Here is a 14430-nt window from a genome sequence, read left to right on the forward strand (position 1 = left end):
CACAAAATATATATTAAAAAAAGAGAGTATTTTAAATACTCTCCAAAGCATCATTTGTTCATGTATTCTGCTTCACTGCCTGCTGCACCATTTCCAATTTTTGTCGTCTTTTCGCCGCTTATGCTAACACCATTTGACATGGCGGATTCAGCGTAGTGTACCATTCTTTTTAGCATATGTCCTCCGACAGCACCGCAATCGCGAGATGTAAGTGTGCCCCAATAATCTTCAGATCCTTGTTTTACGGGCAAACCTAATTCTTTTGCTACTTCGTATTTTAAATTATCCAGTGCTTGATGTGCTTCAGGCACTACTTTTGGTTTATCATTCCAACTTCCTCTTGCCATGTTTTTACCTCCTCAAAATTATTCCCATATCTAATTTTGCGTAAAAATATATGATTTATTCTTTTTTTACTTAACAACAATATGTTAAAATTATTTTGGAATAAAACTAAAAAGGTGATGTGAATGGACAAACAAATGATTATTTTAGAAAAAATTAAAGATTGGGGTGCATCGGATGTTGGATTCTCTTATCTTGGCGATGTGCTTCCTGAAAGTTTGCAAGATTTAAAATATGGTATAACTGTTTTGATAAAATTGTCGAATAGGATAATTAATGAAATTGATGATAAACCAACTTATACGTATTTTCATCACTACCGTTCTGTGAATACGTTGATAGACCAAATCACATTAAAAACTGTGCTTTTGCTGGAGGAATGGGGCTACAATGCATTGGCTGTGCCTGCATCTCAGTCCATCAAAGAACTTGGAGAGTACAGAGGGTTATTTCAGCATAAAACTGCTGCAACAATGGCTGGATTGGGATGGATCGGGAAAAATGGACTTTTGGTCACTGAAAAATATGGGCCAAGAGTAAGGTTAGGCACGGTATTGACTGATTTTAATTTAAATCCAGGTATTCCTGTTACTGAAAGCAGATGCGGTGATTGCAATTTGTGCGTAACAAGTTGTCCAGCAATGGCACTGCACGGCAGATTGTGGAAAGTTGGAATGGATAGAAAGGAAATTGTTGATGCACATGCATGCAGTGAGTACATGAACAAAAATTTTAAACACATAGGACGAGGGTCTGTTTGCGGAATATGTATCAGGGTATGCCCGTACGGCATCAAAATTTAATAATTTTTTTATAAAATCCTTTTAAATGTCTGCTAAAATTTATTTAGAAAGATAAAAAGGGGAGTCACGACTATGTGGCGATTATCGTATAGATTTGCAGTGCTATTTGTAATATTAATATTTTTCTTGACTGGCTGTGGCATAAACAAAAATCAGGAAAATGGCATTAACGATACTACGTATAAAATCAATAGAAATGTTGAATTTAGCTATAATCTAAACAATGCGCCCAAATTTGGTCTTCAGGCGATTTACTTTATAAATGGAAAAGATGGATGGGCTGGTGGACAAGGAATTATTTTGTCTACAAATGATGGAGGTAAAAACTGGACCGTTGAACATACAGGTTCTTTTAATATAATAGGATTTGATTTTGCCAATTCTATTTATGGTTGGGCCATATCATCTGACAGATCTATTTTGAAGACTACAGATGGTGGTAAGACGTGGATTGAATTGCCTAAAATGAATGTGAATATTGAAAACATAAAGTTTGTAACGGTGGATAGAGGCTATGGTACCCACGAAGGTAAACTTTATATTACTAACGACGGAGGACAGACGTGGGAAAGTATAAACACTAAAATAAAAATTGATTCCTATGATTTTGTCGATCAATACCATGGATTTGCATCGTACAATAATAGTATATATTATACAAGAGATGGTGGAATTTCGTGGAATTTTGTTTACAATCCATATTTGCAAGGACAATGGACCGTAGAGATCTATGCATTAGATGTAAACAATATATGGGCCGTTTATAGAGGAAAATGGACATCGGCAGAGGAACAGCCATATTTAGTCTTAAAAACTTCAGATGGTGGGAAAAATTGGACTGCTTTGGCTGAAGAAAAAAATTTTAGTAGTTTTTACGGTAGTCATAAAACCAATAATTTTTTAGGTTCATATTTAAGCTCGATAGATATTGTTGATAAAGAAACTGCTTTTGCCATTGGGCTAAATCCGAAAAATGACAGTGACAAGATTTTGATATCGAGAACTACCGATGGCGGAAATACGTGGAGCAGTTATCCTGTTCCGCAATTTGACTTAGAAAGCATAATTGAAGGGCCTATTCCGATGACGTTCGTAGATACTTACAATGGTTGGATTGCATCGACGAAAAATGGCAATGGACTAATATTAAACACACTTGATGGGGGGCAAACGTGGCAGCAGCAGTATCCTATAAGAAAGGACAATAATCAAAAAAATATTGAATATGTAAATCCGATTATCATAGATGCTTTAAAAGACATTGAAAGTAATGCAATAATTAAGATTTATGCTCCTACGGTTGTGCCTTTGCCAGAGGATAAAAAAAATATGTATGTAACTGCTGTGCCTGAAATGGGGAAGTTTAACGATAGCTACAATGTTGATTTGATTATATCTGATAAAACATATGATTTAAAAAATACTAAGATAGATTCGGCCAATATTGATGCTAACGATATTTTGGGCGATTTTGGAGGTTTTCTTTTCGCCTCAGATATTGATGCGGAAAATTATGTAAATGCGATTCGGCAGAATAATGGTTTTATAGTCGATAAACAGAGTCAAAAGCTTGATTATAAAGATTTTATATGGGGAGAGGTTTATCAAGGGAAAGGTAAGTACAGCGTACAATGGAGAGAGGGCAGATGGACTGTTGAAGTTAATTCATCTGACAAGCCTCAGATCGATTTGGCAAAGCAGATGGTAAAATATTTACAAAATTACAATTTGCCTGTTCCGCTAAACAAAGGCTTGATTGTTGTAAATGTATCTAAAAATAAAACTACAACTAACATTTACTGGACAAAGGAATCAAGTGTATACTATATAAATTACAATTTTAAACCTGTTGACGCATTGCAGATGGCAGTATCGATGAAGGAGAATTGAAAAAATAAGTATTCCAATTGTCGAAAGGTAAATAATTGCTTTTGACAATTGGAATTTTATTAAAAAATTTAAGTCACGTTCACTTGACATATAAAAAGAAATGGTATACAATAAAATTAAACCAAAACGTTTTGGAAAAGGTGGATATGTAATGGCAGTTACTATAAAAGATATTGCAAAATACGCAGGTGTTTCTGTAACTACGGTTTCCAGAGCTTTAAACGGATATCCGGATGTAAGTGAAGAAACAAGAGAAAAAATCAAGAAAATAGCTAAGGAGTTAAACTACTCTCCTAATTCTATTGCAAGAGGATTAGTGACCAATAAGACTCACACAGTAGGTCTGGTTGTTTCAGAACTTATTAAACCAGGTGCGTACCATCCGTTTTTTCTGGAGATATTGGCAGGTATAAAGGCGGGTTTAAGAAAAGATAAATACGACCTTATATTGTATACGGTTGATCCGGCTTCACAAGATGTGACGCCTTATGAAAAATTATGCTATGACAGGAAAGTTGATGGCGCTATTGTGGAGGGTTTAAAATTAAGCGATCCGTATATAGAGGAGATAAAAAACACAGATATTCCAACTGTGTTGATAGATATTCCTATATTAAATGATAAAGTAGGCTATGTCAGTTCAGATAATGTGCAAGCTGCTTTTGAGGCAACAAGCTATTTAGTAAAATTGGGGCATAAGAATATCGGTTTTATAAACGGGCATAATGATGCTGCAGTGAGTTTTGAAAGATTGGAAGGATATAAAAAAGCGCTTTACAAAAACAATATTCCTTATAAAGACGAATATGTTGTTTTTGATGATTTTACTCAAGATGGAGGATATAATTGTTTCAGAAAGATGATTTTTGAAAATCCAGAAATCACTGCAGTTTTTCACGCTTCAGATTTGATGGCTATAGGTTCATTAAAGGCTGCACAAGATCTTGGCATGCGTGTTCCTGACGATATATCTATAGTTGGTTTTGACGACATTGAATTATCATCACTGATAACTCCAAGTTTGACAACAATAAGGCAGGAAAATTATAAAATAGGTTATATGGCGGCCAGACATCTTGTATCGATAATAAAAGGTGAAAAACCAAAACATATCGTAGTACCCCATAGGCTTGTTATTCGGCAATCTGCAAAAAAAATATAATTTTTTTAGGAAGTCACCAAAACGTTTCGGATACATTATTTGGCAGGAGGTATACGTGTGACTAGATACACATTTGTTGACGATATAAATAAGTTGTTAAGCGATGATAAATGGCTTATTTCGCAGGACCGATATGACAAAAAATTAAATCAAAGGTATGAAACAAATTTTACTCTTGCAAATGGATATATGGGAGTAAGAGGAAGTTTTGAAGAAGGCGCTGATGATGAGTGCCCAGGTAACTTTATTGCTGGAATTTTTGATAAGTCAGAAGCTCAAGTAAGGGAATTGGTCAATGTACAAAATTGGGTTGGCATAAAGATATATGTTAATGGAAAAAATTTAAATCCTGATAAATGTGAAATCTTAGATTTTATCAGAATTTTAGATATGAAACATGGAATCCTGTTTAGAGGCATTACATTAAAAGATGATTCTGGAATGATTACCCATATAGAAGGGTACAGATTTTTAAGCAAACATAACGTTCATCGTGCTGCTATAAAGCTATTTATAACACCTGTGAATTATAATGGCACCATTGCTGTAGAAAGCATAATTGATGGATCTGTGTTAAATTCAAAAGAAAATCCAGCACATAAAACAAAACATTTACGTGTTGTTGAAAATACTGACTTTGTCAATGGTGGTTGTTATCTTGAAACAGCCACAAGAGATGATGATGCAAGAATTGGAACAGGCTTCTATGTAAAAATTTATCGCAGCGATGATGGAGATAATATTGTAAAGCATAAAAGATTTGCTCCGTTAGGTGAAATATCTTCAGAATACTATGAGTTTGATGTGGCTGAAAATAAAACTGTCGAAGTAGACAAATTTGTTTCAATTTACACATCAAGGGATATATCAAAGGAAAAGATTAAAAGTGAAGTTGAGAAAGATGTTTACAATTTTGCTTCAGAGGGTATAGATAATGAACTTCTAAAGCACATTGAAATATACGAAAAGCTTTGGAATGTTGCGGACATTAAGATAGATGGTGATAATGAGGCAGATAAGGCTTTGAGGTTCAATGTATTTCATCTGATGAGCTCTGTTAACGAAAGTGACCATAGGGTAAGCATTGCAGCAAAAGCTCTCCACGGGGAAGGATACAAAGGCCATGTTTTTTGGGATACAGAAATATTTATGCTTCCATTTTTTATATACGTATATCCAAAGGCAGCTAAAACACTTCTTATGTATAGATACAATCTTTTGGATGCGGCAAGACAAAATGCCATACGAAATGGATATAAAGGGGCTCAATATCCATGGGAATCTGCTGACACAGGAAATGAAGAGACACCACAATGGGGTGTTGATTATAAAGGCAATCCTGTAAGGATATGGACTGGAGATATAGAATACCACATAACTGCCGATATTGCTTTCGCTGTTTTTGAGTACTACAGAGCCACAGATGATATAGATTTTATGCTTGAATACGGGATAGAAATGATATTAGAAACTGCCAGGTTTTGGGTATCAAGATGCGAGTACAATGATTCGTTAGATAGGTATGAAATAAATGATGTGATTGGTCCTGATGAGTTTCACGAGCATGTAAATAATAATTCATATACTAATTATCTTGCGAGGTGGAATATTCAAAAAGCAATTGAATTCGTTGAGATTTTGAAAAAGGACTATCCATCAACATATGAAATGTTGTCATCTAAGATTTGTTTAACAGAAGATGAACTGAAAAACTGGAAAGGTATTATTCCTAAAATTTATATACCGTTTGATAGAGAAAAAAATATCTTAGAGCAGTTTGAAGGCTATTTCAAGAGAAAAGATTACGTAATAGATAAGTTTGATGAGAATAATATGCCGATATGGCCTGATGACGTAGATGTCACAAAATTAAATGACACGCAACTTGTAAAACAGGCTGATGTAGTGATGCTTATGCTCTTATTAGGTGAAGAATTTGACTATGAGACGAAAAAGATAAACTATGAATACTATCAAAAGAGGACGATGCATAAATCTTCGTTAGGTCCAAGTATGTATTCTATCATGGGTTTAAAAGTTGGTGATTATAAGAACGCGTATTATTCATTTATAAGGAGTGCTAATGTGGACCTTGTAGATAATCAAGGCAACACAAAAGAGGGTCTCCATGCCGCTTCTGCCGGAGGCACATGGCAGGTTGCTGTATTTGGATTTGGCGGTTTGAACATTGATAAAGAGGGCGTTTTGAATATCAATCCATGGTTGCCAGAAAAATGGAATAAATTATCATATCAAGTCTATTGGAAAGGCAATCTGCTTCAAATCAATATTTATAAAGATAATGTAGATGTAAAACTTCTTGAAGGCAACGGAAGAAAGGTAAAAGTAAAAATAAAAGGAAAAGATATTGAAGTTAATTAGATGTGCAATAGGCATAAGCAGAAATTGCTGCTTTGCCTATAAAGATAAATAACTGTGAATAAGGGGGGATTCAGGATTACTTTAAATTGGTGAATATTTAGTTTGCTTAAAATCATAATTTATCAAGAGAGGAGAAAATAATATGGGTAAAAAATTTATAAGCATTTTTGTCGTTACAATACTTTTGATAGCCGCATTGCTTTCCGGATGCTCGGCAAAACAAAACACTGCTTCCAATAGCAACAATAATGAAACTAGCTCTGTTCAAAAACAAGACACTGCAAAACCTGTAACTTTAAAACTTGGCATGTGGTCTTCTTCACCTGCTGAAACAAAAATTGTAAATGATCAGTTAGCTGCGTTTAAGCAAAAATATCCTAATATTAATGTGCAAATTGAAACAATAGTAGGCGATTACATGCAAAAATTGCAAACAGAAATTGCTGCGAATGTAGCTCCGGACATTTTCTATCTTGATAGCATGCCGGCGCCGCAGCTTATGTCGTCAGGTGTTTTAGAACCATTAGATGATTATATCAAAAAGTACAACGTAGATGTAAATGATTTCGAACCATCGTTGCTTTCAGCATTTCAGTGGGAAGGAAAAACATATGGTCTTCCAAAGGATTATAACACATTAGCGCTTTTCTATAATAAAGACATGTTTAATGCTGCAGGTATAAGTGAACCTCCAAAGACATGGGATGAATTAAAAGCAGATGCTCAAAAATTGACCAAGAATGGGGTAAAAGGCTTGGTTTTGTCGTCAGATCTTGCAAGGTTCGAAGCTTTTATGCTTCAAAATGGTGGCTCAGTATATAAAGATGGAAAGGTAACTTTAAATCTTCCAGAAAATGCTCAAGCACTTGACTTTTACACAGGGCTTATTACTAAAGATAAAGTGGCGGATACACCACAGAATTTAGGTGGAGGGTGGAATGGCGATGTATTTGCTGCTAAAAAAGCTGCAATGGCCATTGAAGGAGGATGGATGATACCATTTTTAAAAGATAAAGATCCAAACCTCAATTACGGAATAGCTGAGCTTCCTGGAGGCAAACAAAAGGCAACATTAGCTTTTACTGTTGCTTATGTAATGAATAAAAACAGCAAAAATAAAGATGATGCATTTAAATTATTGGAGTTTTTAACTGGAAAAGAAGGGCAACAATTTGTGGTTGATTCAGGTCTTGCCCTTCCATCAAGGAAGTCTATGGAAGAAGGATTTAGAGCAAAATATCCAGATAGAGTGGCATTTATCGATGGCGCAGCTTATTCATACCCATGGCAGTTTGGACTTCTTGGTACAAAAGTATCTGATGCAGCAAATAAAGCTTCAGATTCGCTTATAATGAAGCAGGCAAATAATGCTCAAGATGCACTTGATAATGCACAGAAGCAGCTTGGACAATGATGCTATGCAGCACCTTAATGGTGCTGCATAAAGATTTTGATGTTTTCAATTAATGGATTGAAAGGAAGAGTCTCAGTATGAAAGCTCATTCAATTTCAAAGAAAAGATATATAAACGAAGCTATTTCGGGATATGCCTTTATGATGCCTTTTGTTATTTCTATTTCTGTATTTATTATTGGACCATTAATTTATGCATTTATAATAAGCTTTAAAGATTTTTCATACTTAAATCCTTTATCAAGCCACTGGGTAGGGTTTAAAAATTATATAGGATTGTTAAATGATCAAACATTTAAAAGGGCTTTGCTTAATACAACGATATATTCATTGTTTGTGGTACCTACGCAATTATTTATAGCATTAATCCTTGCATTAGTCGTTGATTCAGACATTAAAGGAAAAACCTTTTTTAGAGTTGCGTATTATATACCTACTGTGACATCGACAGTTGCTGTGTCAGTTATTTTTTTGTATTTATTTAAAGCAGATGGATTGGTCAATATAATCTTGTCAAAAATCGGTATACATGGTCAAGCATGGTTTAACAATGTTAATTTTGCTTTGCCGTCAATCATGATGATGGCTATTTGGTCATCAGTTGGAAACTATATGGTAATATTTTTAGCAGGGCTTCAAGACATTCCTGCAGAATTGTATGAGGCGGCAGAAGTAGATGGCGCAAATAAATTTCAAAGATTTGTAAATATAACTCTTCCATTGTTGAGACACGTTGTATTCTTTAACCTTGTAGTCTCATTGATAGGCACTTTTCAAATTTTTGATCAGGCGTACGTTGTGTCAGGAGGAAGTGGAGGACCTCTTGATGCGACGATGACGGTGGTTCTTGACATATATAAAACAGGGTTTAAAGATTTTAACATGGGTTACGCATCAGCTATGGCTTTTGTACTATTTCTAATTATTTTGCTTTTAACACTATTGCAAAGAATATTATTTAAAGAAGAAATGTATTAGGAGGTAAATATATTATGTCTAAAGCATTCAGATTTATTCTCTATTTGATAGCCATAGTCTATGCTGCAATCACATTAGGGCCTTTCATTTGGTCTATAATAACTTCGCTTAAACCTACAAGCGAAATAGATAGTTTAAGCGTTAATTTGAGGAATTTAACGTTTGGTAACTATAACATGATTATAAGTCAGTTTCCATTTCTGAAGTGGTTCTTTAATAGTTTGATTGTTGCTATCGCAGTTACATTTGGAAATTTATTGTTTAATTCAATGGCTGGATACGCTCTTGCCAGAATTAATTTTGCAGGACGTAATTTCCTATTCATTATTGTGTTGGCGCTTATGATGGTGCCTGGACAGGTTGTAATGGTGCCAACGTATATTTTATTAAGCAAATTAGGATGGGTGAATACTTATTGGGGGCTTACTATACCGTTTTTAACCAGCAGCTTTGGCATATTTTTAATGAGACAGTTCTTTTTATCTATTCCGAAAGAGATGGAAGAAGCTGCAACGATAGATGGATTGTCTAGATTTAGGATTTTTCTGCAAATAGTTTTACCATTGTCGAAGCCTGCTCTTACAACACAGTTTATATTCATGTTTACAGGCAATTGGAATAGTTTTTTGTGGCCAAGTCTTTTGACGTCCAGCGATAATATGTACACACTGCCAGTTGGATTAAATTCATTCTACGGACAGTATTATCAATTTTGGAATCAAGTAATGGCAGGCGCTATACTTTTAACGTTGCCGATGATACTTATATTTCTCGTATTCCAAAAACAATTTGTCAAAGGGATTTCTACAACAGGTCTTAAATGATTTGTGTTGATGTATTAAAATGAATGTGATATAATTGTAAGCGGTTACTATTTTATATGCATTATGACTCTAAGTTAATTGCGAAGGGAATGTGTGGTCTGTATGGCAAATATAGATGATGTAGCAAAACTGGCGAACGTTTCAACAGCAACTGTTTCAAGAGTTTTTAATAATAGTCCATACGTCAGCGAAAAGGCAAGGGAAAGTGTATTGAAAGCGGCAAAAGAGCTTGGCTATGAGCCAAGCATATTGGCTCGCAGTTTGGCTATGAAGAAGACAAACACTATAGGTTTAATAGTTCCTGACATATCTAACCCGTATTATAGTGAAGTTGTTCGCGGAATAGAAGATGTATGCAATATATATAAGTACAATATAATTCTTTGCAATGCCGATAACTCCAGAGATAAAGAAATACAGTACATTGATATGTTGAAAAGCAGATGGGTGGATGGCATAATATTCCATAGCGATTATTTTTCGGATGAAATATATAATATTTTCAAAGACAGAAAAATACCGTTAGTATTAGCTGGAAGAGCGACGAATTATGATGTGCCGTATGTAGTAATAGACAATAAAAAAGCTGCTTATGACGCTACAAAATATTTGATATCGCAAGGTCACAAAAAAATAGGTGTCATCCATGGCGATTTGAACGGTATGAAAGAAACTGTTGATAGTGTTGATAGGCTTTACGGATTTCTCGATGCTATGAAAGAAGCTGGTCTTAAAGTATATGATGAGTTGATAAAAGAAAGTAATTTTAAAGCAAAAGGTGGCTATATAGCTGCAAAAGAAATGCTAAAAGGCAGTGTTAAACCAGATGCTATCTTTGCCTTCAGTGATGTAATGGCTATGGGTGCTATTAATGCCATTTATGATGCTGGTCTAAGATGTCCGGACGATGTTTCTATAATAGGATTTGATAATCTCGACTTGGCAGAGGTGACGAGGCCAGCTTTAACTACTGTTGCGCAGCCTATGTACGATATTGGCGCTGTTGCAGCTCGCATGTTGATAAAGATAATAGACAATAAAAAAATATCTGAAAAGAGAGTTATTTTAAAGCACAGATTGATTATTCGCCAGTCCTGCATTTAAAGAAATGCACAAAAAAATTAAAAAAATAATTTAAAAACTATTGATTATTTTTAAAAAAGATGTTACAATATAACTGTAAGCGGTTACAGATTGTGTTTATTGACAGTCTATTTTAGATTGGATGATATAAAAACTGTAGCTTTTATTTGTCAAGAAACTGTAAGCGGTTACAGTTATGCTTTATTAAGCTTAAATTTGGCAAGCAATCAAGTAAAACATTAAAATTGTTAAATATATTTTTAATAGAATATTTGTTGTATCAATGCTTGCTGAATTTAAGTCAAATTTTTACTTTATGTATAATAAGTCGATATTGCTCATCTTGGAAAAACTAAAAGGAGGTGCTAAAAAAACTTCAATTGTGATTTTACAATCATCATAAAAATTAAAAAATAGGAGGAGCGTTTGTATGAAAAAAATATTAAGTTTATTAATTTCGACGATCTTAATAATTGCCTTAGTGACAGGATGTTCATCAAGCAATAATAGCAAAACTAGTCAAAATGGAACAGCTTCCAGCCAAAATAGCAAGATAACCATAACAGTGATGCAAAGCAAAACCGAGATACAGTCTGATCTCCAAACTATAATTGATGACTACAACAAATCACAGGATAAAGTAGAAGTGAAACTTTTAGGTACTTCAGGAGATAATTTTGCTACTGTATTACAATCGCAGTTTTCTGCATCACCAGAAAAAGCACCTACGATATTTACTATTGCAGGACCAGATACTCCTAAATTTCAACCATATATGGCTGAAATAAAAAATTCAAAAGCGGCTGAAATGTTGGCAGATGGAGTAAAAGACGATGTTACTGTTGATGGCAAGTTATATGGTCTTCCTTCAGCAGTTGAAGGCTATGGTTTGATTTACAATAAAAATTTGTTTAAAGAAGCAAACATAGATCCAGCATCAATAACAAGCATCGATGCATTAGTTAATGCGTGTGAAAAATTGTCAAAATTAAATGGAGTTGTTAAACCTATTGCTTTTGCGAAAGAGACATATTTCTCATTTATACATCCTTTTAACTGGGCTTTTGCAGTTGATCCAAATTACAAGACAGATATAGAGAAACTTGACAAAGGGCAAATTACTATGAAAGACATACCGAGTGTAGTGCAATGGATAAAAGATATGGATAAGATAAAACCATATACAAACAATGCACTTGATTCATACGATGATCAAGTGGCGGGATTTGCAAGTGGCAAATATGCTATGATACACCAAGGTGACTGGGTACAATCAGTCTTGGATCAAGATAAACCAAATTTTGAATATGGAATTATTCCATTCCCGACAGGTGGAAATACAAAATTAGCTGTTGGTACTGCTACTGCATGGCGTGTAAATAAATATGCAACGCCAGAACAACAAAAAGCTGCAATTGAATTTTTGGATTGGTTGATTACAAGCGATAAAGGACAAGAATATTCTGCAGATACTTTGAAGTTTATTCCAGCATACAAAGGAGTAAAGGCTCCAAAGGCTCCACTGGCAGCGGAAGTTGCTCAGTATGTTGATAAAGGTCAAATCATTCCATGGGTGTACAACAATTATTTCCCTAATGGAATAGATGTTGATGGTTCTAATGTCATTCAAAAGTATTATGCTGGACTTATAAAAAATGATGATCAATTCTTATCAGAATTGACAAATGTTTGGGTTCAAGATGCTGGCAAGTAATTAGCTTATAGGACATACTTCTTTTGCACATGGTCGAGAAGTATGTCCTAATTTAAATCAATGTGTATACGATAGGAGTGAAAATATGAAAAAAAATAGCAATACATTGACGTTTTGGCTATTTTTAATACCATCACTATTTATCTTTATAAATGTAGTAATAATTCCTTTTATATTAGGTATAATTTATTCTTTTACAGATTGGGATGGTTTTTCGTTTTTTGGTTCAAAATTTGTAGCATTTAGCAACTATTTAAAGGTGTTTAGAGATCAGAATTTTTTAAGTGCATTTTTATTGACTTTTAAATATGCGATTATTATGGTAATAGTTTCTAATATAATTGGTTTCTCTTTAGCGCTTCTTGTGACAAGAAAAATGAAGACTAGAAATATTTTAAGATCGATTTTCTTTATGCCTAATTTAATAGGTGGCTTGATATTAGGATTTATATGGCAATTTATATTTACAAAACTGTTTGTTCAGTTGGGGACTGTGTTACACGCCTCAAATATATTCTTTAATTGGATAAATGATCCTAATATGGCCTTTTGGAGCATTGTGATTGTATCAGCATGGCAACTGTCAGGATACGTAATGATCATATATATTGCAGGATTGGAAAGCATTAATCCAGACATAATCGAAGCATCTCTTATTGATGGTGCAGGACCTGTGAGAAGGCTATTTAACATCATACTACCACTTACTGTTCCTTCTTTTACCATAAGCCTTTTTATAACTTTGTCAAATTCATTTAAGCAATATGATACAAATTTATCGCTTACAAACGGCGGACCTTATGGTACGACAGAATTATTGACGATGAATATTGTGCAAACGGCATATAAGCACAATCAATATGCCATAGCTCAATCAAAAGCTGTTGTATTTTTTGTCGTAATCATGGCTATTACACTTGTTCAGGTGTATTTAACAAAGAAAAGAGAGGTTGAGATGTGATGGAAAAAGCCAAAAAGAATATGACTATTTTAGAAATATTTGGTTGGGTATTGACACTATTTGTTATATTTCCTGTTTATATTATGATTATTAATTCTTTTAAAGATAGAAAAGAAATATTTACAAGTGAATTAAGTCTACCTAAGGCCTTAAATTTCACATATTATGTTCAAGCAATACAAAAGATGGACTTTTTGACTGCTTTGGGCAATTCTTTGTTTATAACAGTTACAAGTGTTGTGTTTATAATCGTGCTGTCATCGATGGCGGCATGGGTTCTCGAAAGGAATAAAACGACTATTTCCAATATTATATTTTATACATTTGTTGCAACAATGCTGATACCATTTCAATCTGTCATGATACCATTAGTGCAGTATTTAAGTAAATGGCAGATTCCGGGGACGAATTTTTCGCTGATTGATACGAGATATGGGCTTATTTTTATGAATATAGGCTTTGGCATAGGTATGTCTACATTTTTGTTTCATGGATTTATTAAAAATGTTCCGCTTGAAATGGAGGAAGCTGCTACGATTGATGGATGCAATAAGTTTCAATTGTTTTGGAGAATAGTTTTTCCTAATCTTAAGCCTATTATTGTGACTGTGGCTATATTGAATGTTATATCACTTTGGAACGACTACTTGCTTCCGTCGTTGGTATTGCGCAGTCCTAACCTTAGGACTATTCCGCTGTCGACGTTTTTCTTCTTTGGAGAATTTACTATAGAGTGGAATTTGGCATTAGCAGGTTTAGTGCTGACGATAATACCGGTAATTATATTTTACCTGTTCTCACAAAAATACATCATTAAAGGTGTCATGGCTGGTGCAATAAAATAGGTTTGTCGACTTTATTTAGAAAGCGTGGAG

12 protein-coding genes are annotated in these 14430 nt (G+C 34.2%); 11 read left to right on the forward strand and 1 reads right to left on the reverse strand.

Going from position 1 to position 14430, the window contains the following annotated elements; all coding sequences use genetic code 11:
• Positions 1–50 precede the first annotated feature (50 nt).
• Positions 51–347, reverse strand: a complete 297-nt coding sequence (locus ACZ42G_RS04640; protein WP_085112970.1) for an alpha/beta-type small acid-soluble spore protein — start codon at positions 345–347, stop codon at positions 51–53.
• Positions 348–470: 123 nt separating this feature from the next.
• Between ACZ42G_RS04640 and ACZ42G_RS04645 the strand changes: the two genes are divergently transcribed.
• The 11 genes from ACZ42G_RS04645 to ACZ42G_RS04695 all read left to right on the forward strand — a co-directional run bounded on the left by ACZ42G_RS04645 (position 471) and on the right by ACZ42G_RS04695 (position 14400).
• On the forward strand, positions 471–1148 hold the full coding sequence (locus ACZ42G_RS04645; RefSeq protein ID WP_464851654.1) for a 4Fe-4S double cluster binding domain-containing protein: 678 nt from the start codon (positions 471–473) through the stop codon (positions 1146–1148).
• A gap of 72 nt (positions 1149–1220) precedes the next feature.
• Entirely contained in the window at positions 1221–3038 is a 1818-nt protein-coding gene (locus ACZ42G_RS04650; protein WP_464851656.1) for a WD40/YVTN/BNR-like repeat-containing protein, read from the forward strand.
• Between the two features lie 151 nt (positions 3039–3189).
• Positions 3190–4200 (forward strand): LacI family DNA-binding transcriptional regulator, encoded by a 1011-nt coding sequence (locus tag ACZ42G_RS04655; RefSeq protein WP_464851658.1) that lies wholly within the window; start codon positions 3190–3192, stop codon positions 4198–4200.
• Between the two features lie 57 nt (positions 4201–4257).
• Positions 4258–6582: a glycoside hydrolase family 65 protein gene (locus tag ACZ42G_RS04660; RefSeq protein WP_464851660.1), complete on the forward strand. Its 2325-nt coding sequence runs from the start codon at positions 4258–4260 to the stop codon at positions 6580–6582.
• Positions 6583–6724: 142 nt separating this feature from the next.
• A complete protein-coding gene (locus tag ACZ42G_RS04665) occupies positions 6725–7996 on the forward strand; it encodes an ABC transporter substrate-binding protein (protein ID WP_464851662.1) in 1272 nt (423 codons plus the stop codon).
• 77 nt (positions 7997–8073) lie between these two features.
• On the forward strand, positions 8074–8973 hold the full coding sequence (locus ACZ42G_RS04670) for a carbohydrate ABC transporter permease (RefSeq protein ID WP_085112964.1): 900 nt from the start codon (positions 8074–8076) through the stop codon (positions 8971–8973).
• Between the two features lie 14 nt (positions 8974–8987).
• Positions 8988–9797, forward strand: coding sequence for a carbohydrate ABC transporter permease (locus ACZ42G_RS04675; RefSeq protein WP_085112963.1), 810 nt, complete (start codon positions 8988–8990; stop codon positions 9795–9797).
• Positions 9798–9899: 102 nt separating this feature from the next.
• Positions 9900–10901, forward strand: coding sequence for a LacI family DNA-binding transcriptional regulator (locus ACZ42G_RS04680; protein ID WP_464851664.1), 1002 nt, complete (start codon positions 9900–9902; stop codon positions 10899–10901).
• Between the two features lie 409 nt (positions 10902–11310).
• Positions 11311–12594 (forward strand): ABC transporter substrate-binding protein, encoded by a 1284-nt coding sequence (locus tag ACZ42G_RS04685; RefSeq protein ID WP_085112961.1) that lies wholly within the window; start codon positions 11311–11313, stop codon positions 12592–12594.
• A gap of 85 nt (positions 12595–12679) precedes the next feature.
• Positions 12680–13555, forward strand: a complete 876-nt coding sequence (locus tag ACZ42G_RS04690) for a carbohydrate ABC transporter permease (protein ID WP_464851666.1) — start codon at positions 12680–12682, stop codon at positions 13553–13555.
• Entirely contained in the window at positions 13555–14400 is an 846-nt protein-coding gene (locus ACZ42G_RS04695) for a carbohydrate ABC transporter permease (RefSeq protein WP_464851667.1), read from the forward strand. The genes ACZ42G_RS04690 and ACZ42G_RS04695 overlap by 1 nt, the downstream gene beginning before the upstream one ends.
• Positions 14401–14430 lie beyond the last annotated feature (30 nt).

Source organism: Thermoanaerobacterium calidifontis (assembly GCF_055381745.1).

Excerpts from the sequence above, each read along its gene's own strand:
- ACZ42G_RS04680 (WP_464851664.1), top strand. The coding sequence starts at position 9,900 with ATGGCAAATATAGATGATGTAGCAAAACTGGCGAACGTTTCAACAGCA.
- ACZ42G_RS04690 (WP_464851666.1), top strand. The coding sequence starts at position 12,680 with ATGAAAAAAAATAGCAATACATTGACGTTTTGGCTATTTTTAATACCA.
- ACZ42G_RS04650 (WP_464851656.1), top strand. The coding sequence starts at position 1,221 with ATGTGGCGATTATCGTATAGATTTGCAGTGCTATTTGTAATATTAATA.
- ACZ42G_RS04675 (WP_085112963.1), top strand. The coding sequence starts at position 8,988 with ATGTCTAAAGCATTCAGATTTATTCTCTATTTGATAGCCATAGTCTAT.
- ACZ42G_RS04670 (WP_085112964.1), top strand. The coding sequence starts at position 8,074 with ATGAAAGCTCATTCAATTTCAAAGAAAAGATATATAAACGAAGCTATT.
- ACZ42G_RS04685 (WP_085112961.1), top strand. The coding sequence starts at position 11,311 with ATGAAAAAAATATTAAGTTTATTAATTTCGACGATCTTAATAATTGCC.
- ACZ42G_RS04695 (WP_464851667.1), top strand. The coding sequence starts at position 13,555 with ATGGAAAAAGCCAAAAAGAATATGACTATTTTAGAAATATTTGGTTGG.
- ACZ42G_RS04645 (WP_464851654.1), top strand. The coding sequence starts at position 471 with ATGGACAAACAAATGATTATTTTAGAAAAAATTAAAGATTGGGGTGCA.
- ACZ42G_RS04665 (WP_464851662.1), top strand. The coding sequence starts at position 6,725 with ATGGGTAAAAAATTTATAAGCATTTTTGTCGTTACAATACTTTTGATA.
- ACZ42G_RS04640 (WP_085112970.1), bottom strand. The coding sequence starts at position 347 with ATGGCAAGAGGAAGTTGGAATGATAAACCAAAAGTAGTGCCTGAAGCA.
- ACZ42G_RS04655 (WP_464851658.1), top strand. The coding sequence starts at position 3,190 with ATGGCAGTTACTATAAAAGATATTGCAAAATACGCAGGTGTTTCTGTA.